This is a genomic window from Nostoc sp. DedSLP04, from assembly GCF_034530775.1.
Classification (GTDB): domain Bacteria; phylum Cyanobacteriota; class Cyanobacteriia; order Cyanobacteriales; family Nostocaceae; genus Nostoc.
In genome coordinates this window covers 15,943-41,105 of record NZ_JAVRCL010000023.1, presented here as the reverse complement: position 1 = coordinate 41,105, position 25,163 = coordinate 15,943, and the positions used below count along the sequence as shown (strand labels likewise).

Annotated in this window: 19 protein-coding genes; 10 read left to right on the top strand and 9 right to left on the bottom strand. The window is 41.9% G+C overall.

What is annotated here, in order from left to right; translation table 11 throughout:
* Positions 1-112: 112 nt before the first annotated feature.
* The 3 genes from RMX89_RS15275 to RMX89_RS15265 form a co-directional block, all read right to left on the bottom strand.
* Positions 113-3,223, bottom strand: coding sequence for a peptidase domain-containing ABC transporter (locus RMX89_RS15275; protein WP_322689493.1), 3,111 nt, complete (start codon positions 3,221-3,223; stop codon positions 113-115).
* A 1,661-nt stretch (positions 3,224-4,884) separates the two neighbouring features.
* Complete coding sequence (locus RMX89_RS15270) at positions 4,885-5,037, bottom strand: hypothetical protein (RefSeq protein ID WP_322669999.1); 153 nt, start codon at positions 5,035-5,037, stop codon at positions 4,885-4,887.
* 137 nt (positions 5,038-5,174) lie between these two features.
* A complete protein-coding gene (locus RMX89_RS15265; protein ID WP_322682422.1) occupies positions 5,175-5,363 on the bottom strand; it encodes a hypothetical protein in 189 nt (62 codons plus the stop codon).
* Positions 5,364-5,580: 217 nt separating this feature from the next.
* Here RMX89_RS15265 and RMX89_RS15260 point away from each other — a divergent pair, with 217 nt between their 5' ends.
* Entirely contained in the window at positions 5,581-6,780 is a 1,200-nt protein-coding gene (locus RMX89_RS15260; protein WP_322689492.1) for an acyl-CoA dehydrogenase family protein, read from the top strand.
* A gap of 130 nt (positions 6,781-6,910) precedes the next feature.
* Here RMX89_RS15260 and RMX89_RS15255 read toward each other — a convergent pair whose 3' ends face one another.
* The 6 genes from RMX89_RS15255 to ssuD form a co-directional block, all read right to left on the bottom strand.
* Positions 6,911-7,861, bottom strand: a complete 951-nt coding sequence (locus tag RMX89_RS15255; RefSeq protein WP_322689491.1) for a D-2-hydroxyacid dehydrogenase — start codon at positions 7,859-7,861, stop codon at positions 6,911-6,913.
* Between the two features lie 158 nt (positions 7,862-8,019).
* Positions 8,020-8,967: a D-2-hydroxyacid dehydrogenase gene (locus RMX89_RS15250; protein ID WP_322689490.1), complete on the bottom strand. Its 948-nt coding sequence runs from the start codon at positions 8,965-8,967 to the stop codon at positions 8,020-8,022.
* Between the two features lie 132 nt (positions 8,968-9,099).
* A complete protein-coding gene (locus RMX89_RS15245) occupies positions 9,100-9,594 on the bottom strand; it encodes a GNAT family N-acetyltransferase (protein WP_322689489.1) in 495 nt (164 codons plus the stop codon).
* A gap of 255 nt (positions 9,595-9,849) precedes the next feature.
* Complete coding sequence (locus tag RMX89_RS15240) at positions 9,850-10,620, bottom strand: ATP-binding cassette domain-containing protein (protein WP_322689488.1); 771 nt, start codon at positions 10,618-10,620, stop codon at positions 9,850-9,852.
* A 116-nt stretch (positions 10,621-10,736) separates the two neighbouring features.
* Positions 10,737-11,564: an aliphatic sulfonate ABC transporter permease SsuC gene (gene ssuC / locus RMX89_RS15235; RefSeq protein ID WP_322669992.1), complete on the bottom strand. Its 828-nt coding sequence runs from the start codon at positions 11,562-11,564 to the stop codon at positions 10,737-10,739.
* Positions 11,565-11,662: 98 nt separating this feature from the next.
* A complete protein-coding gene (ssuD, locus tag RMX89_RS15230) occupies positions 11,663-12,811 on the bottom strand; it encodes an FMNH2-dependent alkanesulfonate monooxygenase (RefSeq protein ID WP_322689487.1) in 1,149 nt (382 codons plus the stop codon).
* A gap of 880 nt (positions 12,812-13,691) precedes the next feature.
* Here ssuD and RMX89_RS15225 point away from each other — a divergent pair.
* From RMX89_RS15225 to RMX89_RS15185, 9 genes are all read left to right on the top strand, one after another.
* On the top strand, positions 13,692-15,503 hold the full coding sequence (locus RMX89_RS15225; RefSeq protein WP_322689486.1) for an iron uptake porin: 1,812 nt from the start codon (positions 13,692-13,694) through the stop codon (positions 15,501-15,503).
* Between the two features lie 607 nt (positions 15,504-16,110).
* Complete coding sequence (locus RMX89_RS15220; protein WP_322689485.1) at positions 16,111-17,778, top strand: FAD-binding protein; 1,668 nt, start codon at positions 16,111-16,113, stop codon at positions 17,776-17,778.
* Positions 17,775-18,104: a ferredoxin family protein gene (locus RMX89_RS15215; protein ID WP_322678249.1), complete on the top strand. Its 330-nt coding sequence runs from the start codon at positions 17,775-17,777 to the stop codon at positions 18,102-18,104. Before RMX89_RS15220 ends, RMX89_RS15215 begins: the two co-directional genes overlap by 4 nt.
* Positions 18,105-18,265: 161 nt before the next feature.
* The gene (locus RMX89_RS15210) at positions 18,266-19,324 is read left to right on the top strand and encodes an ABC transporter substrate-binding protein (RefSeq protein ID WP_322689484.1); all 1,059 of its coding nucleotides are present in this window, start codon (positions 18,266-18,268) and stop codon (positions 19,322-19,324) included.
* 56 nt (positions 19,325-19,380) lie between these two features.
* Positions 19,381-19,536 carry a hypothetical protein gene (locus RMX89_RS15205; RefSeq protein ID WP_322689483.1) on the top strand — a complete coding sequence of 52 codons (156 nt, stop codon included), beginning with the start codon at positions 19,381-19,383 and terminating at the stop codon, positions 19,534-19,536.
* A 57-nt stretch (positions 19,537-19,593) separates the two neighbouring features.
* Complete coding sequence (locus tag RMX89_RS15200; RefSeq protein ID WP_322689482.1) at positions 19,594-21,078, top strand: amidohydrolase family protein; 1,485 nt, start codon at positions 19,594-19,596, stop codon at positions 21,076-21,078.
* 182 nt (positions 21,079-21,260) lie between these two features.
* Positions 21,261-22,742 carry an amidohydrolase family protein gene (locus RMX89_RS15195; RefSeq protein ID WP_322689481.1) on the top strand — a complete coding sequence of 494 codons (1,482 nt, stop codon included), beginning with the start codon at positions 21,261-21,263 and terminating at the stop codon, positions 22,740-22,742.
* 278 nt (positions 22,743-23,020) lie between these two features.
* Positions 23,021-24,202, top strand: a complete 1,182-nt coding sequence (locus RMX89_RS15190; RefSeq protein ID WP_322689480.1) for an acyl-CoA dehydrogenase family protein — start codon at positions 23,021-23,023, stop codon at positions 24,200-24,202.
* A 63-nt stretch (positions 24,203-24,265) separates the two neighbouring features.
* A complete protein-coding gene (locus RMX89_RS15185) occupies positions 24,266-25,087 on the top strand; it encodes a class I SAM-dependent methyltransferase (RefSeq protein ID WP_322689479.1) in 822 nt (273 codons plus the stop codon).
* Positions 25,088-25,163: the final 76 nt, after the last annotated feature.

Here is a 25,163-nt window from a genome sequence, read left to right as displayed (position 1 = left end):
GGAGAAATCAATTCAAAATTCAAAACTTGTACTGAGCGTAGCCGAAGTATTCAAAATTCAAAATTGTTCGTGTAGAGTCTCGTAAAGAAGAAAAAGACTGCCCAATGCCCCATCAACTAACTTGAGACATCTGTTGTTGATTCAGGTAGTAATAATGACCTTTTTTAGCGATTAATTCGTCGTGGGTACCGCTTTCTACCAAAATACCTTGATCTAAAACCAGGATTAAGTCCGCGTTGCGGACTGTAGAGAGGCGGTGGGCAATAATTACACTTGTGCGTCCTTTAAGAATTGTTTTGAGGTTGTTTTGAATAATTCGTTCTGATTCTGAATCTAGGTGACTAGTGGCTTCATCAAACAGTAATAACCGGGGATTTCCAAGCAAAGCACGAGCAATAGCTAGGCGTTGGCGCTGTCCACCAGAAAGCATACCACCGCTTTCACCAATTTCGGATTCGTAATCCAGGGGTAGTTTTTGAATAAATTCATCCGCTCCAGCATATTTTGCTGCTTGGCTAATTTCTTCTGAAGAAGCATTTGGATTAGCGATCGCAATGTTTTCACGAACAGTCCCACCAAACAGGAAAGTATCTTGGTCTACAACGCCGATTTGGGAACGGAGCGATCGCATAGATACACTGGTGATATCGTTACCATCAATGAGTATTTTGCCATCTGTCGGTGGGTATAAACCTAAAATTAATTTACTGAGAGTTGTTTTTCCAGAACCACTGCGCCCTACGACTGCAACCATCTGTTCTGGCTGAATTTCAAAGTTGAGATTTTCTAATACGTTAGTGTCGCTTTCTGAGTGATAACGAAAAGTAACATTTTGAAAACAAATGTTACCGCGAAGTTTACCCAACGATTTGCGGGGTTTAATTGCTAAGTCTTCTTCTGGTTCCGCCTCCAATACATCATTAATCCGTTCGGTAGAAATCACGATTTCCTGTAATTCATTCCACAGCAAAGCTAGCCGTTGGAAAGGACTCAAGACGTTACCCACCAACATATTGAAAGCAACTAGTTGTCCAATAGTTAGTTCGTTATTAATTACCTGGGTTGCTCCATACCACAGCAATGAAGTATTTACAAAGGTGTGGATGACGCCACTGATAATCTGCAAGCGATTGTCAATTATTTGAGCATTAAAGTCTTTTTTGATTAAATCATTCAGCAATTCCTCCCAACGCCAACGCACTGTCTGTTCAATTGCTAATGAGCGGACAGTACGAATTCCGCTCAGGGATTCTATGAGATAGCTTTGTTCTTTGGTAGCTGCATTAAAAATATCTCTGGAGATGCGGCGCAAAATACTTGTGCTGGCCAGCGCCAAGATAAAAAATGGCGGTACAGTACACAGCACGAATAATGCCATCCGCCAGCTATAGGAGAACATCAAAGCCAGATAAACCACTAATGTCAGCATATCCAACACAATCGAGAGTGTCTGACCAGTAAGGAAGTGCTGAATTTTCTGGTTTTCTTGGATGCGCGAGATTATATCCCCAACGAAACGCGACTCGAAATAAGCAAGGGGTAAACGGAAGGTATGTTTGATAAAGCCTACGAGTAAGGCGATACTAATGCGGTTAGCAGTGTGAAATAAGAGATATTGCCGTACACCGTTGACAGCAACACCAAACAACCCAAAAACAATCATTCCCAAACCAATGGCGTTTAAGGTTGGAACACTGCGTTGCACAAGTACTCTGTCGAGCAACAACTGGGTAAATACTGGCGTTACTAACCCAAATAATTGAATGACTATCGAAGCTATGAAAATTTCTACCAGTGTTCGATAGTGAGGTTTGACTAGCTCAAAAAATTTCCAGAAGCTTCTACTTTCGTCTTTAGCACTTTTTAGTAGAGCTGTCGGTTGTAGTAACAATGCATAACCAGTCCAACCTGCTTGAAATTCAGCTTTTGTCAAACTGCGTTGACCAAGAGCCGGGTCACATACAATCACCCGCTTAGGAGTGATTTCATAGACAACAATAAAGTGTTTACCTTCCCAGTGAGCAATTGCAGGTAAAGGTTGTTCTGCTAATTTATCAAGAGTAGCTTTCACTGGACGAGTAGCAAAGCCCAAGTATTCTGCTGTTGCTGCCATTGCTTTTAGGGATGCACCGTTGCGAGTGACATTGGTCATATCCCGTAGGCGATTGATACTAAAATGTTTGCCCCAATAGTTACCAATCATCACCAAGCAAGCAGAACCACAATCAGCTGCACTTTGTTGGGCATAGAAGGGATAGCTTTTGGTAATCCGCTTCCACCAATGTCCCATTTGTACTTTCGGACTGGGAAAGTAAAAACGTGATTTTTTTGTTGGCTGTTGTTGTGACGGCTTCTCTCTTTGGGGAAAAGGAATAATTTTAGATTTTGGAGATTGGGAAGTTTTTTCTCTAGTACCTAATCCCCTGCGACGCACTGAGCCGATCGTTGCGTCCTCAGTCTCCAATTCCGTTTCGCTGACACTCATGCCAAAAGACCACTCCCCTAACTCCGGGAAGTATTCTAGTGCTGTTTGCATTTGGTCGTTTTTCAGAATGTAAGCAATCGTTGGTTGCGTTGTTTGCCAATCTCCTTGTTTTGGTTGAGCAAAGATTGTACCTGGTGTCAAAAAATCGCCTTCAGAATGCCGCAGTTGACCTTTGTACAATAGCCACAACTGTGAATCTTGGGATATTTGTGGACTGACAGAGCCAGTTTCTAACTGGTGTCGCTCAAACAAAGATAAGGCTTTGAGCATTCCTGAAACTTGTGATGTATGGCGGGGGAATTGTGATACTTGGCGACATAACAACAACAAATCCCAAAGTTCTGCACGGGCAAATAAGCGATCGCGAATGTTAGGATACTTGTCTATCAACCTTTGCAATGCTTCTTGCCTGAAATAGCCAAGTTTCAAGCTTGTCGAAGCTCTAACTACATAAGGACTAAAGTTAGCTTCGGGAAACAAGGTCAATTCACCAAAAACAGACCACGCACCAAAGGTAGTAATTAAATTCTCAGAGCTATCTAATAGTCGGACTTTACCTGTAAGAATAATATATATACCAGGATTCGCCTGTGCAGATTCCCAGAATTGCTTTGCTGATGGTGGCTCCACAATCTCCATTTCTGCCAAGAAGTCCTCTAATTCTTTTTCTGAGAGTTTTGTATCTAAGGTGTACAAAATTCTTTCACCCAGATGTTGCTCAGAAAGCACTGATGGCATTTTTTCATCTCCACAAAAAAAATTTACTTATCAGTCGAATCCAATTCAAAACTTCATTAAAAATATTATTTAATCCCGTATTTTCACCGAGGAAACTCTCAGCTTGATTAAACTAGAGTTGAGAAAGAAACAGTCTGCTAGTAAAGCATCTATTTTTTACATACAAGGTATTTTTATTGAGTGGGCAATCTACAAGAAGTTGTTGCAGCGAGTTATTGATGTGGCAATAACTAGTGTAAATGCTAGAATATCGAGCTAGAGCTTTGTTTAACGACATTTAGCTTCAAAAGCAACTAACTGCATTGACAGCCTCCGCACAAATATGGATTGCTCATTTTTGCAATCAGCAGTGGTTGTAAGCGATCGTTAAGAGGAATTATTTTCGCAATCTAATTTGCTGTATGCAGCAAGAGCTATGCAAAGTATTTCATTCCTCAATCACAAACTGAAGTTTTTTTTAGTTCAGGACAATGTTATAGCTGAAAGTTATTTCATGATCTCGAACAACACCTGACTCGGAAGAATTTTTAAAAGAATGTTTTCAAACATTCCTAACTTTTTAACAGCCTTGTCTTGACTTAAATGGTGTGACATAATTGTAGTTAGAAATTGCATTGATTCGTAAATTATGTGAAAACGTAATTCATTAGCAGTTGTGTGAACAAAGCCTGACAGCAAAAAAAAACACAACTACACATCTGACTAACGTTGTAGTGTTAATCAGAAATTTACACAATGTGCAATTAGCTCCCAGCATATTCCCTAGTACTTTGGCGAGTCTAGGGGATAGTCTCCGGGATAGCTTCATCCCGCTCGTGCAACCTGGAACAAAAGAAGATTTTGAGTAGGCTACAAGAAACAGAAGACTATAAAAACTATAAAGCTATAAAAGCACATCGTAATTTTGTTTAAGTAGTATTTTACCAATTAAGCTAAATTACACTTAAACAAATATTGCTTAAGTTTGCTTGGAGATTCCAGAATGGATCTTTTTCCAGCACTGCTTAGTATCTTTTAGGGAGCATCTAGCAAGTTATTTAACGTTTGTATTATACCTCCTATAGTGTAACAAATGCAAGTGACTAAAAGAGACTTGCGAACATCATCATATTTACATACAAACATGATATTTACATAATTAGCTTACACTCTTTCTGTTCTTAAATTTAGATATTTTAGTAGTTTCTTAATGTAAATTTTCTGACAAGTCACCTAATAGATGATATTTAACAAAAAAAATATATTTAACAACCATTTATACATTAAATCTTTAAATAGCGAGGTGGCATAACATGATGCTAGTCATAACGGCGACTATTGTTTGCTTAGAGGTAATATTTAAGTTGTTTAAATTAGCTGTGAGGTAAAACACATTAATGTTGTGATCGGGCACACACACTAGTTGACTAAGGCAATCTTAGCATTTTTCCCATCAAGGGTATAGCAGCAATACATATTACAGCTTGATAGAAGTTGAGAAATAACCATCATGTTTAAATGAGTCTATAGTTCAAAAAATGACAATAAATCGCCAATTCGTCTTTTAAAACCTAAGATTACCATCCGATCTAGTCAAGTAATAAATGGATAAATTGAATGGTGGTTATAGAGCCAGTGCCCTGACAAAGTGTAACACCATCGATTTGGTAAAATATAGAAAATCATCCATAGCGGTTCTTAATCAGATAAGGTACATCCTCAAAGTTAAAAATATATCCAGTCCAGTTATACCTCAGTTGCAGAGGAACCGCTATAAAAGCAACCAATATCACTTTGGTTGCGATCGCCAATGCTGTTGCTGTATATTTATCCATTGGAAAATCTACTTGATGAGAAAATTATCCCTGTGTAATCTAGGGATCTTTATATTACTCTCAACAGAGAATATTTAAATGCTTGTTTCTTCGTGCTTAGTTCTAAACGCAAAGATTTAATTTAAATGGTAATTAGCTTAAAAGACCATAGGACTTACGCACAAGTTACGAAATAACCAACCGCAGAGGCGCAGAGAACACAGAGAAATCAGAGTTTGAGAGATATTTTGCGTAAGTCCTAAACCGGTAAGGAATTCAGTTCCTAAGTTGTGGCGCGATCGCTGAATTTTCCCCTTGGCTTGCTCGATGAAAGGAGTTTGTGTCATACTTACAAAAACCACAAATTACTAAATCTCGGTCGATTTTAAGTAGTATTTACAGGGCATTAGGGAGCATTAGAAGTAATACAGTTAGGGCAATGAGGATTGGGGGTGAGGGGAGACTGGCGTCGTGCGAAAAATTGATATTCCTACAAACTTGAGATGCTTCCATATTGAAAAACATCTCTGATTTAGTAGTACAGTGAATTACGAAGGAGTACTTATGTCACAGTTGGAGCAAGCAGTGCCAAACACCTTTGTAGCCCAAGGTCTAGAAACTCTCCCCAATATTTTCGACCAAGTTGAGGCTTTGGCCAAAGATTTCGCCACCCGCGCAGGGGCACACGATAGAGATGCTTCCTTTCCCTTCGAGAATTTTACAGCTTTGCATGAGGCAGGATTACTCAACCTCACCATTCCACGTGAATTCGGTGGCCAGGATTTGGGTTTGGCAACTATCTGTCGGGTGATTGAAGGGATAGCACGTGGCGATGCTTCGACCGCATTAGTACTGACAATGCACTATCTTCAACACGCTCATGCAGCCCGTAGCCGTCGCTGGCATCCAGAAGTGTATAAACGGCTGTGTCGTGAATCAATTGAAGGCATTGCCCTGCTGAATGCTGCCCGTGTTGAACCAGAGCTAGGAACGCCAGCCAGAGGCGGATTGCCAGCGACAATTGCCGAACGAACAACAGAGGGCTGGCGTTTAACAGGACATAAGCAATACACCACAGGCAGTCCCATCCTCAGCTATTTTGTCGTTTGGGCACGGACAACTGAAGATGAACCACAAGTTGGGAATTTTCTAGTTCCGCGCGATCTGCCAGGTTTGCGAATTGTCGAAACCTGGGATCACTTGGGGATGAGAGCTACAGGCAGCCATGACCTCATTTTAGAGAATGTATTAATTCCCTCAGAGTATGCTCTAAATATCAACCCCATACCAGTTGCACCATCTTTCGATCCGATAATTTCCACTTGGGGCAGTTTGACAGTGAGTGCCTTATATCTCGGTGTTGCTAGTAGTGCGCGAGACTGGCTTGTTAAATATCTTTGGGAGCGATCGCCTTCTAATCTTCAAGAGCCACTGGCAACTCTGCCACGCTTCCAAACTGCCGTGGGTGAGATAGAAGCACTGCTATTTGCTAATAATAGATTGATTTATAGTTTGGCTCAAGATATTGACAAGAGCGAATATGAGCCTAACGTAGGATTACAGGCACAGGCTGTTAAATACCTTACCACAACTAACTCAATTCGTGCTGTAGAAATTGCCTTGGAATTAACTGGCAATCCTGGTTTATTAAAAAGAAATCCTTTAGAGCGTCACTACCGTGACGTTTTATGCAGCCGTATACATACGCCACAAAATGATGTTATTTGCCAATCTTTAGGAAAGTCTGTGTTGAAAGTTAAGTGATTGGGCATGGGGCATGGGGTATGGGGGAAGACTTGTTGCAAGTTCTCATTAGAGTCACCTTGTCTCTCATCTTCCCAATGCCCAATGCCCAATGCCCAATTCCCAATCCCCAATCCCCAATCCCCAATATTTAGTATCCAGCTTGCTTGTCTACAACATTCCGCAAGGGCTGACCGTTTTGGTAGCGTTGAAGATTATCGATAAATAGTTGTGCTATGCGCTCTCTCAGGCGTGGCGACAAGGCTGAACAATGGGGAGTGATAAAAGCGTTCGGTAACGACCATAAGGGACTTTCTGGCGGCAGAGGTTCGGTTGCAACAGTGTCTAATCCAGCACCCGCAATCCAACCCTCACGTAGTGCAGTCAGCAATGCGGCTTCATCCACGATCGCACCACGAGCAATGTTAATTAGGTAAGCAGACTGACGCATAGAGCGCAACGCAGCTTCATCGATCGAGCCTTTAGTTTCTGGAGTCAAAGGTGTGGCAATAACTACATAATCTGCGGCTGGGAGGAGCGATCGCCACTCATCAGCGCCTACAACTTTGTCAAAATTCGGTAGGGGTTCGGGATGGCGGCGACTACCCCAAACTGTCACTCCAAAGGCTTTAGCACGAGATGCGATCGCTTGACCGATATTTCCTGTGCCGAGAATTAATAAAGTTGCGTCTGCCAACTCTTCAAGAAACACTCCTCTTACCCAAGTGTGCTCATTCTGCAAAGTTTGCAATTTCCGCAGATTCTTGGCGTGATAGAGCATAAATGCCAGTACAAATTCCGAAATTGGAATTGCATGAACTCCTGCACCATTAGTGAGGATGATGTCCTTTTGCAAAAAAGTTGGCGTGAGGATGTGATTTACGCCAGCACTCGGTGACTGTTGCCAACGCAGCGTGGGTGCTGCTGTCAGTACTTTGTCAAGAGTAGAGGTTTTCAGGTAAAATCCATTGACATAAATCTCTGCATCACTGGCATCACCATCGAGATTACCTTCACTATCCACCTCTACTACATCGATATTAGATGGTAGGTGTGGCTCTATATCTGCAATGAGATGATCGGGTAAAATTAGTTTCACCATTTGTTAGTCTTCCATTTCATTTTGAATTTTCAAAGGGACTGGGTATTAGGGCAGAAAGACAGAAGATTAAAAGTTAAATTCTTTACCAATTCCCAATGCCCAATGCCCAATACTTCGACTTCGCTCAGTACAAGTGCCCAATGCCCAATGCCCAATGTTTAGTATCCTGCTTCTTTATCTACTACATTTCGTAATGGCTGACCAGCTTGGTAACGCTTTAGATTGTCGATAAATAGAGCTATTGAACGCTGTTTACTCTTGGGTGAATGACCGGAAGTATGAGGAGTGATAAAGATGTTAGGAAGTGACCACAAAGGGCTTTCTGGTGGTAACGGTTCTGAGTTAACTGTGTCTAATGCTGCACCTGCAATCCAACCTTCTGTGAGCGCTTTTGTTAATGCCGATTCATCGACTACGCCACCGCGAGCAATATTAATTAGGTAGGCATGATTTGGGAGCGATCGCAATACAGATTCATCAATAAATTCTTTGGTTTCGGGAGTTAGAGGTGTTGCAATAACTACATAATCTACCTCTGGCAGGAGCGATCGCCATTCATCAGCACCCACTACTTTATCAAAGTTTGGTAACTCATGGGGATGACGACGGCTGCCAATAATTCTTAAGCCGAAGGGTTTAGCACGGGCGGCAATTTCTTGACCAATACCACCAGCGCCAATAATTAGCAAGGTTGCATCTGTTAATTCTTGGATGGCAAAGCCTCTTTTCCAGTGACGTTCAGCCTGTAAAGCATATAATTCTGGCAGGTGTTTGGCATGAGCCAGTATGTAAGTAATGACAAATTCTGCGATCGGAATTCCATGCACTCCAGCCCCATTAGTGAGGATAATATCTCTTTGCAAATAAGTTGGTGTCAAGATGTGATTCACTCCTGCATTTGGTGCATGATGCCAACGCAATGCTGGTGCTGATTCTAGTATTTTATGCAGTATAGGACTTCTCGATAAAAACCAACTGAAATAAACTTCAGCATCGCTAGCATCCCCATCTAGATTTCCTTCAACATCTACTCGTACAATCTGTGTATTGGGTGGTAGATGTGGCTCAATGTCAGCAACCAAATCGAGCGGCAAAATGAGCTTCATTGTAGATTACCTCTTCTTTATTTACAAGGCTATATCTGGAAATTGCCTATACTTGACAAAAAATTGAGTGCCATTTTCCCTTGGCACAGATTCTGATAATATTTATTAAGATTTCATCGCTGATTATTTAATCTATAAACACATAAATTCTAGATCAAAATATTGGTTGTTATATTTATACGCTCTTTTCTCTATTCCATATATTTGAAATCCCAATGATAAATAAAGTGCTTTTGCTAAAACATTATTTTTAACAATATCAAGTAATAATATTTCTACCTCGTTAATAGCTTTTGCTCTTTCAATTAATTCATTTAGTAATAATTTACCTACACCTTTTCCGCGATATTGTTGTTGAACATACATACTAATGATATATGCTTTATGCCAGAGTTTTATTCTTGATTCTTGGTTAAATGTGACTATTCCAATTAAATTTTTATCCTCAAAACATCCCAAAATAAAGTTATTACTATCTACGGGAATTCTATCCCAAAATTGTTCTATTGTCTTAATTACTTCTTCTTGATATGTTGTGCCAAAAAAATCTGGATTTTTATTTAAAGCTTCTAATCTGATCTGTCTATAATCTTCTGCATCATGTTTTGTTAATTGTTTGACGATCATTAGATATTTATGTATTATTTACTTTCAATAAAGCAATATAGATTATTTATTATATTTTAGTTTATCTAGAACGTGAATATAGAAAAATCACCCAAACCAGTATAGAGAAGAGTTGGGAGGTATTTTTATTGTTCATTAATAATTTTTTTATTGTTATAGATAGCTGCTTTTTAAGAGCAGGCTTTAATCTCGAAGTAGCCTATTTACCGCAGCTACCTCAAGTTTAATATTGATTGACTACAAAAAGCTTAAATCTCAACTACTCAGCTGTAATAACTGGTTGTTTACCTGAGTATTATCATTGCTCATTACTCGTTCTAAAACAGCTTCTCTGATATTGATAAACACTTCGCTACTTCGATCTCGCGGGCGTGAAAGTCTCACAGGTAAATCCATAGAAATCTTTCCTTGATCAATCACTATCACTCGGTCTGCCAACGCCACGGCCTCTTCCACATCGTGAGTAACCAAAAACGCAGTAAACCTTCGCTCTTGCCACAAGTTTTCAATCAAATGCTGCATTTCTTGGCGAGTTAGAGCATCCAATGCTCCCAAAGGTTCATCTAGCAACAACAAACGAGGCTGACTAGCTAATGCTCTGGCCAATGATACCCGTTGCCGTTGTCCTCCAGATAAAACATAAGGCCACTCATCAGCTCTATCTTTGAGTCCGACTTTATTGAGTACCCACAAAGCTTTTTCACGCCAATTACCTTCTAAGCCCAACCCCACGTTCTGAATAACGCGCTTCCACGGCAGCAAGCGGGGATCTTGAAACATCACTGTTACAGAGCGGCTGAGTCTATGTAGTGGTTCTCCATCCAGTAGTATTCCACCTGAAGTTGCTCTATCTAATCCTGACACAAGACGCAATAAGGTACTCTTACCACAACCACTTCGTCCGACAATAGCGACAAACTCACCTGCTTCAACTTCTAAATTCAGCGAGTTTAAGACAGTTTTCTTGCCAAAAGATTTCGTCAAATCCAAAATACTTAGTTGTGTACCCTGTACATTTGAACTCACTTGCAAAACCTCCTTTTGAGAACAATTGGAATTTAATTATTTGATGAGATGTTTAAGAAAGCAAACCACATTTAAAATCAAGATTTTTCAACCTATGATTCTGGTGAATTTAGCATTTATGACTTTTGATAATTGGGATTCCAAGCCAAGAATTTTGTTTCTAATCCTCTGGCAACAGCATCTGCTAATTTACCTAGTAGTGCATAAATTACAATACTCAAAACCACAACATCGGTTTGCATAAACTCACGGGCATTCATTGCCATATAACCAAGTCCGGAATCTGCTGCGATCGTTTCTGCCACAATTAGTGTCAGCCACATAATCCCCAACGAAAAACGAACACCAACGAGAATCGAAGACAAAGCTCCTGGAAAAATAATTTGCCACAGAAGTTGTGGTGTTTTTAATCCATAAACTTTTCCCATTTCAATCAGTCCAGGATCAACACTACGGATACCATGAAATGTATTGAGATATATCGGAAAAAATACCCCCATAGATACTAGAAATAATCTAGCTTGATCGCCAATACCAAACCAGAGAATCACTAGCGGAATTAATGCCAAATTAGGGATAGTACGGAGCATTTGTAAGGAACTATCCAATAACTTTTCTGCTACACGGGAAAAGCCATTGAGCAATCCCAAACCGAACCCAATACTGCCACCAACTATAAAACCAGATATCGCCCGCCCAGCACTAATTCCTATATGTTGGAAAAGTTCTCCAGTTGAGCCAAGTTTAATTGCTGTAGCGATTACACCACTAGGGGCTGGTAAAATCCTGGTTGAAAGTAGACCAGTCCTAGAAGCAAGTTCCCAAAGAATTAATATGGTAACAGGCACAATCCAAGGAACTATTTTCTCGATTTGCGGGTTGTCTAACACCTCGCTCAGGGATATCTTGTTTTTGCTTTTGGTGCTTTTAAAGGTAATAGTCATGGAATTTGGGATTTTAGATTGTTCCAAAGGATGAATCTAGAAGCATCACCAACAAAATTAGTAATTTACTCTTTAATTACAAATTACTAATTATTAGGTCATGAAGCACTTGTGAGTTGTTTCGCAAATTTTTCATTGGCGACGGTTTCGCCAACAGAACTCAAGACTGGTGGTGTTAAAGGTGCAGGTTCACTTTGCAAAGGTAGGCGGGGAAATAATAATTCAGCAGTGCGATACGCTTCTTCTAAATGGGGATATCCAGAAAAAACGAATGTTTCTATCCCCAAATTGCGATATTCCAGCATCCTAGCGGCAATAGTGTCGGGATCTCCAACTAGAGCCGTACCAGCACCACCCCGCACCAATCCAATTCCTGTCCAAAGGTTGGGGCTAATCTCTAAGGTTTCTCGGCTACCGCTATGTAGTTGACTCATGCGCCGCTGTCCTTCAGAATCAGATTGAGCTAAGTCTTTCTGAGCTTTAGCGATCGCATCCTCATCCACATACTTAATTAGCTCATTGGCTGCATCCCAAGCAGCTGACTCGGTTTCTCGCACAATTACATGCAAGCGAATCCCAAAACGGACTGTTCTACCTTGTTCAGCCGCTAGTCGCCGAACTTCGGCAATCTTTTGGGCTACTTGTTGTGGAGGTTCACCCCAAGTCAGGTAAACATCTATATGTTTAGCAGCAACCCGCTTGGCGGCAGCAGATGAACCACCAAACCACAAAGGTGGATAGGGTTTTTGAACTGGTGGGAATAGGAGTTTACCGCCTTTAATATCGAGGTAGTTTCCTTTAAAATCGACCGTTTCCCCACTGACGATACCCCGCCAAACTGTAAGAAATTCATCGGTTAAATCATAGCGATCGTCATGACTAAGATGCAAACCATCCCCAGCCAGCTGCACCGGATCTCCACCCGTCACTACATTAATTAACAATCTTCCTTTAGAAATCCGATCAAATGTTGCTGCCATCCGTGCAGCCGCACCTGGGGAAGTAATTCCTGGACGAATTGCCACGAGAAACTTCATCTGCTTGGTGACAGATATAAAAGCGGCGGCGGTTATCCAAGCGTCCTCACAAGAACTCCCTGTAGGTAATAATGCGCCTGTGTAGCCTAAACTATCCACAGCTTGGGCAATTTGCTGCAAATAATCAGGTGTGGCAACACGAGAGCCAATATCTGTGCCTAAATAGCGTCCGTCATGAGATCCAGTAGGAATAAACCAGAGAATTTGCATTTGTGTCAGACAGGGTACAAGTATATATCCTACGGTAGGTCGATCGAATTACCGTAGTTTATAGTCAGCATTTTACAGGAAATTATTTAAAACGCCAGTATAGATTAACGATTCATAAACAATAACTGCCCACAAGATTGAGTTTTTACGCACAATGCCAATCATCATGACACTTTTTTTGCAACAATAGCTGTCGTGAAGAATACAAGTTTTGTGTCAATTACTCGCCTTTTTGCGACTTTGAAGTGTTCATTTCTGGTTTCATCGACAGAAACCTTGCTAATTTGCACTTTCTAAAGATGAAAAAGTACTAGGTCTTGCATTGTACCAAGCTCTATGCAAAGATAATGCTACGAATGTACGGTAAGTCGATAGAAGTATCGTACTTCAGTAACGCTTGATGCTGTCAAAATATAGCTGATTAGAAAATAGTGTTTTCAATTAATGTTAATTGGCAAATAATCGAATCTAAATCAAGCTTGAGTCAATGTCAATAGCCATTGATGAACTTTATACAGCATAACCCAAAAAAAGGATTTTAGGATGTATTAGAAGGATCAGTTCATATAGCGTGTGGTTGAGTTTCCCTTAAAAGTAGAGAAGTCCTTGCTAAGGCAGTCATTGTCTGATTCTAGATGTTTTTAGGATTATTTTAAACGTCAGAATTCTTAGTTTGCTGCGAATTTTGGATTGGGCATTTAACTACTTAGTACTGGTTTCGATACTTATCAGAACTTTGCACTTTTTTTTAGCGGCTAAAGCCCTGGTGAATCTATGTTCTAATCGTTTTTTGTAAACATTAGAGCAATGATTTGTCTTGTCTTTTATGTCAAATAAAGGGCGAATTTATTCATCTTTAAGGTTGAGGAGTTAAGGAGTCATGTCGAAATTTCGCTGGAATTATAGATCCATAGTGTTGCTGCTTTCGGTGCTAGATATTCTAGCTATACTGGTTTTTCATCCAGCTAAAAGTCAGGCTGAATTACCTAAATCTGATGTATCTACTATTGTAGAAGAGAACAAAGCTCCAGAAGCAGTTGTCAATCAAACAGTAGACACTTCAATTGCACCAGTCACTGTTAAAAAAGCTCCAAACGAGCTGCAAGATCGAGTGATACCTGTATCACAATTGTTGCAAGCTACACCGCCAACTAACAAAAAAGCTCCAAATAATGGAGCAGGGCAAGTAACATCCGTCTCACAACTATCTGATATTAAGCCGACAGATTGGGCATTTCAAGCATTACAGTCTCTAGTTGAGCGCTACGGTGTAATTGCAGGATATACAGATGGTACATTTAAAGGCGATCGCTCCCTAACGCGCTATGAATTTGCCGCTGGGTTGAATGCAGCTTTAGATCGCCTCAATGAACTAATAGCGACTTCAACGACAGATTTAGTCAAACGCGAAGACTTGGATACCATCAAAAAACTACAAGAACAATTTTCTCCAGAACTCGCTCAACTTCGGGGACGCGTAGATAGCCTGGAAGCACGAAATGCGAAGTTAGAATCAACTCAGTTTACGACCACAACCAAACTTATAGGTCGAGTTCAGATTGTTGCTGGCGAACTTCTGGCGGGTAATAATGTCGAGACTAAGAGACCAGCACCTAACAATCTCACACTTCAAGGCTCAACGACTTTACGGTTAAACACCAGTTTTAACGGTAAAGATTCACTAGGTATAACAATAGGAGGTGGAAATATTGAATCACTCGGACAAACAAGAGCTGGATTATTGGGAACTTATGAGGGGAGAACTGCTGATAACTCCAGTATTACTTTTGCACGCAACACTCTTATTCTCAGTGGTGTTCGCTATCGGTTTCTACCTTTTCCAAATACCCAAGTCAACATTTATCCCTTGTCTGACGGAGCTAGTGAGATAGGTCTTTCTGGTCCGGTTAACCCATATTTTGAATCGTCTTCTGCGACTGGTGCTAATGGGATTTCGCGATTTTCACGGCGGTCTTTGGTCTATAACTATGGAGATAGCGGCCCTGGAATTGCTGTACTCCAGGGATTAGGCAAACAGGTTCAATTCGGGATAGCGTATAGCGCACCAAACGGTGGTAATCCGACACTTAATAATGGCTTATTTACAGGCAGATATTTAGCTTTAGCACAGTTAATATACTACTCCGGTAATCGGAATTTTCGGGTAGCTGCAACTTACGTTAATACCTATAGCCCACCAAGGACAATAGGTTTTAGTGGGACAAATTTTGGCCCAGCAGTCGGGAGTAACCTGGTAAACAGCACTGTGGATGGAGTAGCAACTCTAGGCAACCTTTATGGCTTACAGGCGTTCTATCAAGTTAATTCCAAGTTGGCAATCAATGGGTGGATAAGTTATGGGGTACACACCTATTTGGGGCGCGGAAATGGTGAAGCTATGGATTGGGCCGTAGGACTGGCATTCCCGGATCTTTTTAGTGAAGGTGCTTTAGGGGGGATTTTAGTTGGTATGGAGCCAAAACTCACCAGTCTTAGTAATAATATAAATTTGGGAAAAGGTCTAGGACAAGCGGACAGAGATACTTCTCTGCACGTTGAAGCATTCTACCAATATAAAATCGGAGATAATATTGAGGTTACGCCAGGTTTGATCTGGATTACTGCACCTGATTCGGATTCCAGCAATCCTGATAGTTTATTTGCTTGGGTTCGTACTGTCTTTAGGTTTTAACCGAATGGCACTCCCCGGACTGAATAAAAACAGGACTTACATTCGTTTAATCAAAAGTCCGGGGATTCTTGAGTCTTAAGGGAGCGAATGTTAGTGCCGCAAGACAAAGACAATTCAATTTCGTGTCTTTTCTATCTAGACAAAACCGTTTAGAAAAATTTATTAAACTACGGCAAACTTATCGAATTTAAGTATCTTATGAACTAAAATTCGACTACCACACAAAAGACGTTACAAAGCAAGTTCTTGAGAAAGATAATTCCGTTGATTTTACATAAATTTACGTTTGAAGTTGTTTGGTAAAATGCTTGCTTTTTGCCGAAAACTGTGAAAGACTTTATTAAGTCAAAAACTACGGTTTGCCGATCAAGATAAAGTATTTAATCAATGTCAAGCTAGTTATAGCAAGGGACTGGGGACTGGGGACTGGGTGAAAAGCCTTTTTGTATCTAAGTTTTATCGTCTGTTGATGTCCTAACCACCAAGGCTTGTGCTATAGAACCTGTATTAAGCGATCGCAATTTCTAGATTTTTAAATATTTATTTTGCAGCATGGATGGGGTGAAGACTTGATGCTTAAGAGTTTATTGATGGAGGGAAATGGTAGATGCTAAAGACGTTAACAAACGATTTTGAACTCGACTTAGAAGCAGATGTACTTGTGATTGGAGGTGGGCCGGCTGGAACTTGGGCGGCATGGAGTGCTGCATCAAGTGGAGCTAAAGTTGTCTTGGTGGACAAAGGATATTGCGGCACAACTGGATGCGCTGCTGCATCTGGAAATGGTGTGTGGTACGTGCCACCCGATCCCGAAGCAAGAGAAACAGCAAAGGCAAGTCGGGAGTCGTTGGGTGGGTTTTTATCCGATCGCAACTGGATGGATCGAGTACTGGATCAGACCTATGCAAACGTCAATCAGTTAGCAGAGTGGGGTTATCCCTTCCCTACCGACGATGAAGGTAAACCCTACCGGCGATCGCTGCAAGGGCCGGAGTATATGCGACTGATGCGGCGGCAAATTCAACGCGCTGGAGTCAAGATTTTAGACAACAGCCCCGCCTTAGAATTACTGGTTGATGACGATGGTGCTGTTGCTGGTGCAACAGGTGTAAACCGTCAAACTGGTGAGAAATGGATAGTGCGATCGCAGTCCACAATTATCGCCACAGGTGGCTGTGCATTCTTGAGTAAAGCGTTAGGATGCAACGTCCTGACGGGGGATGGTTATCTGATGGCGGCAGAAGCCGGAGCTGAGATGTCGGGTATGGAATTTTCTAATGCTTATGGCATCTCTCCCGCCTTTTCTTCAGTCACCAAAACCCTGTTTTATAATTGGGCAACTTTCACCTACGAAGACGGTACTGTAATTCCAGGGGCAAGTTCTCATAGACGTTCAGTAATAGCCCAGACATTACTGCAACAGCCAGTTTACGCCATCATAGACAAAGCCGCGGAATCAATGCGGCCATCTATGCGTTTAGCACAGCCCAACTTCTTTTTACCCTTTGACCGTGCGGGTATCGATCCATTTACTCAACGTTTTCCTGTAACTCTGCGCCTAGAGGGAACTGTGCGCGGTACGGGGGGAATTCGGATTGTAGATGAGAGTTGTGCCAGTTCTGTGCGGGGACTCTATGCGGCTGGAGATGCCGCTACACGCGAACTAATTTGTGGCGGATTTACTGGCGGTGGTAGTCATAATGCTGCTTGGGCAATATCTTCTGGCTATTGGTCAGGGAAATCGGCTGCTGAATATAGCCGTAGTTTGGGGGAACAGAAAACTCAACGACAAGTTAAGGGTGTTGGAGAGGTAGTATTAGAGAGTGGGAGCGATCGCTCCTTAGCAACTGATGAAATTATTCAAGCAGTCCAAGCTGAAGTATTCCCCTACGAAAAGAACTATTTCCGTACAGAACAAGGCTTAACCGAGTCTTTGAGTAAGCTAAATCATCTTTGGCAAGAACTTCGCAGTAGCCAGGTAACATCAGAGAAAGAGCTTCCCAGGGCGCGAGAAGCTGCGGCAATGGTAGCCACAGCGCGATGGATGTACAGCAGTGCCATTGAACGTAAAGAAACTCGTGGTATGCACAAACATCAAGACTATCCAGAACTTGATGCTAACCAGCAACATCACTTGATTAGTGGCGGATTAGATCGAGTCTGGGTAAAAACTCAGCCTTTACTGAATGCAGAAGATATTTTCCAATCCAAAATCGCTCGACTGAGCGAAGTCGAAGTCCAAAATCTAAAATCCAAAATAGGAGCAGCAGTGTGATTGAGTTGGTCAGCGAGTCGCGGTGCATAAAATGTAATATCTGCGTGAATATTTGCCCAACCAACGTATTTGACCGCGTACCTGATGCACCGCCAACCATTGCTCGACAGAGTGACTGCCAAACCTGTTATATGTGCGAATTGTATTGTCCAGTTGATGCTCTTTATGTTGCACCAGAAAGCGATGTAACGACTTCAGTCAACGAGGCAGAATTGGCAGAAGTAGGGCTACTGGGTAGTTATCGTGAAAATGTTGGTTGGGGACATAAACGCACCTCAACAGCAAAAGCCGATGAAACATTCCAAATTTTGAAGCAGATGAAATAGTAACGCGATGTGCAACTTATCCTTAGAACCCTGCTTCCATTCCTCTCCCCCGCAGGTAGAGAGGCTTTGATTCCTGCTCCCCTTCCCTAGAAAGGAAGGGGTTGGGGGTTAGGTCTGAGAGAAAGTTGTACACCGCGTATAGTACGGCGGAGAAAAAAGTTATGCTGTCGTTTTCAGTAGTAACAGGTTCTATTAGTAAAAATAAATTTACTTCCAGATTATCAACCTCTGTGGCTTGTATCCTACTGTTAGTAACTACAGGATGTAGCCAAGGCGAAACTAAATCTGCTCAATCCATTGAGGCTGTTAATGTCAATAACACTGTTGCTGCATCCAATAATATTTCTACACTACGTATAGGTTATGTAGGTAGTTCAGCACCGACAGGGCCACTTGGTTGGGCAAAGAAAAAAGGAATTTTAGATCGGGAGTTGCAAAAAGCAGGATTTAAAAACATTACTTTTGCAAGATTTCCTAACGGGCCGGATCTAAATGAGGCGCTTGTTGCTGGACAGCTAGATGTTGGTTCTTTAGGCGATACACCAGCCATAATTTTGAGAGCAAGGGGTCAGGAAACGCGACTGCTGCGAATTACTCAATTTAATACAACCGCCTGGTTAGTGGCGAAAAAAAATGGTGCGCGATCGCTCGCTGAACTGAAAGGTCAGAAAATAGCTACCCAAAAAGGCTCTTATATGCATAGATACCTGCTGGGTCTATTAGCTGAAGCTAAAATTGCCAAAGATGTAAAAGTTGTTCACTTAATGACTACTGAGGCAAAAGCGGCTTTAGAACGTGGTGATGTAGCTGCTTATGCAACTTCCAGCGATCTCGGGCCTTTTCTGAAATCACAAGGGTTTCCAGTGATTGATTCTTCGGCAAATCATCAAGGTTTATCAGGGACATCATTAGTTGTTGCAACCGAAAGCTTTTTGGCGAAACAGCCTGATTTTCCGCAGAAATTTAATGCAATTCTCACAGAAGCAGCCAAGGATTTAAAAGCTAATTCTGAAGAATATTATCAGTATCACGCTCAAACTACTAAATATCCCATCAACATCATTAAAGTATCATTCCCACTCAAACAGGTATCAGAAGAACCATTACCAGCCGAAGGCGTGAAACTTTTAGAAGGGACAAAGAAATTTTTAGTCTCGCAAGGTTTAGCAAAATCCGACTTTAAATTAACAGATTGGGTTGCTAAAAAACAGCCTCGTTAATTTTATCTGTCTGAGCTTGTTACACAAAGATACTCCTCACTTTAGAGGAAGATTTTATGAATATTGCTGTTGCAGCTAATATATACAAGTTTGTGGAGAAGGATACGATCAGCTTTGCTGATTTTCGAGATTTTGCCTTTACTAATCCCGCCACATTATATGTAAAGAAAAATCTCAACTTCTTCAAAAAAATGCTGGTAAGAAGAAAGTAGACAACCTTCTTAATCAGTACTATCTACCCAATCCAATTGAAAAATAAGGTAGAACCTATGACTATTGCATTAGACCGTCCCAGAAAAACTAAGTCTGCTCAAATTCGGGAAAAGCTGGGTTATCCCATCATCGACACTGATGTACATACCCAAGAATTTCCACCAGCATTCTTGGACTATTTAGAGCAAGTTGCTGGAACTGCGATCGCAGAGCGTTTTCAAGAGCATTTACCCGGTGCATCTCGTTCTAAATGGTTCAAGCAATCTTGGGATGAACGCCGCACTTACCGCACCGCCCGCCCTCCTTTCTGGACTCGTCCCACTAACGATCCCTTAAATTTAGCTACCATTAGTTTGCCGAAGTTGCTGCACGAACGCTTACAAGAAGCTGGTACAGACTTTGCTGTTGTGTACCCCAACTTGGCAACGATGGCTCCACACATCGGTAATGAAGAAATGCGGCGGGCTGTTTGTCGTGCAACTAACACGTATCACGCTGATATTTTCCGTCCTTATAGCGATCGCTTAACACCCATTGCCGCTATTCCAATGCATACGCCCGAAGAGGCGATCGCAGAATTGGAATATGCAGTGAAAGTGCTGGGACTCAAAGCAATTCAAATCCCCGGACATATCCGCCGCCCGATTCCCGCCTTCGAGAAGTATGGCGAAGAAGTAGCCAACGAAGCCATCTGGATTGATACTTTTGGCTTGGATAGTAAATATGATTACGATCCCTTCTGGGCGAAGTGTGTAGAACTGAAAGTTGTACCCACCACCCACTCTTCCGGTATGGGGTGGATCAATCGGCGTTCCATTAGCAATTACCAATACAACCATATTGGTCACTTTGCATCGGCTGGAGAAGCACTGTGTAAATCTCTATTTTTTGGTGGTGTAACTCACCGCTTCCCCACACTCAAGTTTGCCTTTTTAGAAGGAGGTGCAGCTTGGGGTGCTAGTTTGTACACCGATTTGATTTGGCACTGGGATACTCGCAATAAAGACCATTTGGTGGAAAATAACAATCCTGCCAATATCGATCGCGAAGAACTGTTAGAACTATATACCCGTTACGGTGGTGAATTAGTACATGGTCGTTTGGATCGGCTAGGTAGTGGTTTAGGTTTCCACGCTGATTTGTTATCTCCCCTAGAACCAGGTGATTTGGATGAATTCGCCGTTGCAGGAGTTACCAAGCCAGAAGATATCCGCGATCGCTTTTTGAATCACTTCTACTTCGGGACAGAATCGGATGATACCCGTGTAGCTCAAGCCTTTAACCGGAAAGCTAATCCTTATGGCGATCGCGTTAAAGCATTTTTGGGTTCTGATTCTGGTCACTGGGATGTACCTGATATTACTGCGATCGCTGCTAATACCTATTCAATGGTAGAACGCAAGATTATCAGCGAAGAAGATTTGCAATACTTCCTGTCAATTCATCCCTTGGAGTTGTACACCAGCCTGAATCGTGACTTCTTCAAAGGTACGGCTGTGGAGCAAACCGCAGATGAATTTTTGGCTAAAGCCGACCGTTAATTGCCTAATGTCCACTTTTAACTCGTTTCCAGGTTCTACCTGGAAATGCTCTCAAAGCGGCTCTGCCGCCAGTCAGGGAGGCAGAGCCTCCAGTACTGCATTCCCAGTCTGAGACTGGGAACGAGGTTAACGAAGTTATGCCCAATGCCCATAAACATTTGAATAATTTAGGGTAAACTATCATGACGATCGCTCTAGACCGCCCACAAAAAACTAGGTCTGCTCAAATTCGGGAAAAACTTGGTTATCCAATCGTTGACACCGATGTACATACCCAAGAATTTGAACCAGCAGTCTTGGATTATTTAGAACAAGTTGGTGGAACTGCACTTGTCGAACGTTTTAAAGAGAATTTACCAGGATCTTCTCGCTTTAAGTGGTACAAGCAAAGTTGGGAAGAACGTTTTGCTTATCGTACCAATCGCCCTAACTGGTGGGGTCGTCCGACCAAAAATACTTTGAATTTGGCTACCATTAGCTTGCCTAAGTTGTTGCACGAACGCTTGCAAGAAGCAGGTACAGACTTTGCCGTTGTGTATCCCAATTTGGCAACAATGGCCCCGAATATCGGCAACGAAGAAATGCGGCGGGCCGTTTGTCGGGCAGTTAACACTTACCATGCTGACATTTTCCGTCCTTATAGCGATCGCTTAACACCCATCGCCGCCATTCCCCTGCATACTCCCGAAGAAGGGATTGAAGAATTGGAATATGCAGTGAATGTTTTGGGACTCAAAGCAATTCAAATCCCCGGTTACGTCCGTCGTCCAATTCCTGCCTTTGAGAAGTATGGTAAAGAAGTCGCTAACGAAGTGGTTTGGATTGATAACTTTGGTTTAGATAGCCAGTATGATTACGATCCATTCTGGGCGAAGTGCGTAGAACTGAAAGTTGTACCCACAACTCACGCTTCTAGCCAAGGTTGGACAACTCAGCGTTCTGTCACCAACGCCCAGTACAATCACATTAATCACTTCGCCTTTGCAGCCGAAGCATTATGCAAATCGCTGTTCTTTGGTGGAGTTACCCGCCGCTTCCCACAATTAAAGTTTGCCTTCTTAGAAGGTGGTTCAGCTTGGGGTGCTAGTCTATACGCTGATATTATTTGGCATTGGGAAACCCGCAACAAACAACATTTGTTGTCAAATAACAATCCTGCGATTATCGACAAGGAAGCACTAGTAGAGTTGTATACTCGCTACGGTGGCGAACTTGTAGACGGACGCTTAGATAAAATTGGTGACGGTTTAGGATTTCACCATCAATTATTAGCGCCAGAAAATCCGGGCGAACTCGATGAATTTGAACTAGCGGGAATAGAGAAACCAGAAGATGTGCGCGATCGCTTCTTGAATCATTTCTACTTCGGTACAGAATCAGATGATACCCGTGTAGCTCAAGCTTTTAATCGTGCCGCTAATCCCTTTGGCGATCGCGTTAAAGCCTTCTTAGGTTCAGATTCCGGTCACTGGGATGTGCCTGATATCACCGCCGTTACAGCCAACGCCTACTCAATGGCAGAACGCGAAATCATTACCGAAGAAGACCTCCGCTACTTCCTCTCAATCCATCCCTTAGAGTTGTACACCAGTCTCAATCAAGACTTCTTCAAGGGTACAGGTGTTGAGAAAGCCGCAAACGAATATCTAGCGGCTAAGAAATAACTGTCATTGGTCATTAGTCATTAGTCATTTGCAAAGGACAAAGGACAAAGGACTAATGACAAAAGACATTACAACGTTCCATGTTCCATTTCCTCTGTTCACTTGTAGCGTGGGCAAGGCCCACTCTACATTTCTCTAAATTCTGTGTCTAATCGCAAATTATGAAACAAGACATTGTTTCACTTTCACAGAGAAACTGGTTATATTCATAAGCATTTTTGTTTGCCTTAATTACGAATTACGAATTACGAATTACGAATTATTAGGACGGTTTGATTATGGTACTAGATATTACAAAACCGAAGGATTACGTTGACCTAGCAACTTCTCTATCCAAGGAACTTGCTCAATCCGCAGTTGAACGGGATGCTAAAGCTGGAGTTCCAGAAGAGGAAATTAATAAACTGCGTGAAAGTGGTTTGTTGCCACTGATTGTACCTAAGCAATATGGCGGCATTGGTGCAACTTGGATTGATGCTTTAAAAATTGTCAGAAAGCTATCAAAAGCAGATGGTTCAATTGGTCAGTTATATGGTAATCATCTCAATTTAACGGCTTTGGGTCACGTTTCCGGCACACCAGCCCAAAAGGAAAAATACTATAGAGAAACTGCTAAAAATAACTTATTTTGGGCAAATGCGATTAATACAAAGGATACTAGGCTGAAGATTAACCCAGAAGGCGAGAATTTTCGGGTTAATGGTGTTAAAAGCTTTGGTACAGGTATTTCCGTTGCAGATTACCGCGTATTCTCCGCTTTGGAAGATGGCGTAGAATTGCCTTTCATATTCATAATTCCCAAAGACAGGGAAGGTTTAATTTCTAATCAAGATTGGGATAATATTGGGCAACGTCGCACTGATAGCGGTAGTTATACATTTAACAATGTTCTAGTAGAAAAAGATGAGATTTTGGGGCCACCAAATCCCTCTGATAGTGCCTTCTCAACTTTTCTTGGGATTATTGCCCAGCTAACAAAAACCAACGTTTATTTAGGAATTACTAAAGGAGCTTTCGCCGCCGCTCGTGAATATACTAAAACTACTACTCAACCGTGGATTACATCAGGGGTAGATAGTGCTACTCAAGACCCATATATTCTGCATCATTACGGAGACTTTTGGGTTGAAATTCAAGCTGCGATCGCACTAGCTGACCAAGCAGCCGAGAAAGTACAAGCAGCGTGGGATAAAGATGTAGAACTGACTCATCAAGAAAGGGGAGAAGTAGCGATCGCAGTTTCCGCAGCCAAGGCATTAGCGACTCGTGTAGGTATAGATATTACCAATCGCATCTTTGAAGTTACTGGAACTCGCGCCACAGCAACCAAATATGGATTTGACCGTTACTGGCGGGATTTACGAACCTTTACCCTACACGATCCTGTGGATTACAAATTGCGTGCGATCGGTGATTGGGTACTCAATGATGAATTACCCGTTATCACGCAATATTCTTAGCCAAAGACGCGATTCATCGCGTCTCTACAATCCAAAATCTAAAATCCAAAATCTAAAATTGATATGACTCAACTCAAAACACTTCCTACCTACGACCCAAGTTTATTTGAGGGAGCCGCAGAAGGCTACGCTCAATATAGAACCAAATACCCACCTGTTGTATTCGACAAACTAGCCGAAATATTTCATCTCAATGGTCAAGGACGACTCCTTGATTTAGGTACTGGCCCAGGGTTAATTTCAATTGGTCTGCGAACCAAATTTGAAGAAGTTGTTGCGATCGATCCCGATCCCGAAATGATTGCAGAAGCTAAACGGCAAGCAGCAGCAGTCGGAGCAAATAATATCACTTGGTTACAACAAGGCGCAGAATTCATCGACGCTAGTTTAGGGAAATTTAAGTTAACCACTATTGGTAGAGCCTTCCACTGGATGGAACGCGAATTAGTACTTGAACGCCTTTATGAATTGTTAACTGATGATGGTGCATTAGCACTGCTTCAGACTGGTGACAATCCTTGGGAAAGCAATCTACCTTGGAAACAAGCTGCTGTTGGAGTAGTGAAAAAATGGCTAGGTGAAGAACGCCGGACTGGACAACGAGGACAAGGCATTCGTAAACCACTCGATCCTCCTCATGAAGTTGTAATTGGCAATTCAGCTTTTGCTCGTCAAGAAAACTATGAAGTGCTATTTGAAAAATCTTGGACTGTCGATAGCTACCTCGGCTATTTATACACTACAGCCTTCTCTCTGAAAATTTTCTATGGCGATAACGCCCCAGCATTTGAAAAGGATCTTAGAGAAGCGCTACTAGCAGTTGAGCCGTCTGGACATTTTACAGAAGAACTCAAAGCTACAATTTTAGTCGCTTGGAAGCACTAGCAAAATTGAACGCGAATAAGACAGAGTTTCACTCATAAGTTTCAATCTTCCACTAGCACCCCCTTGGAGTGGGTAC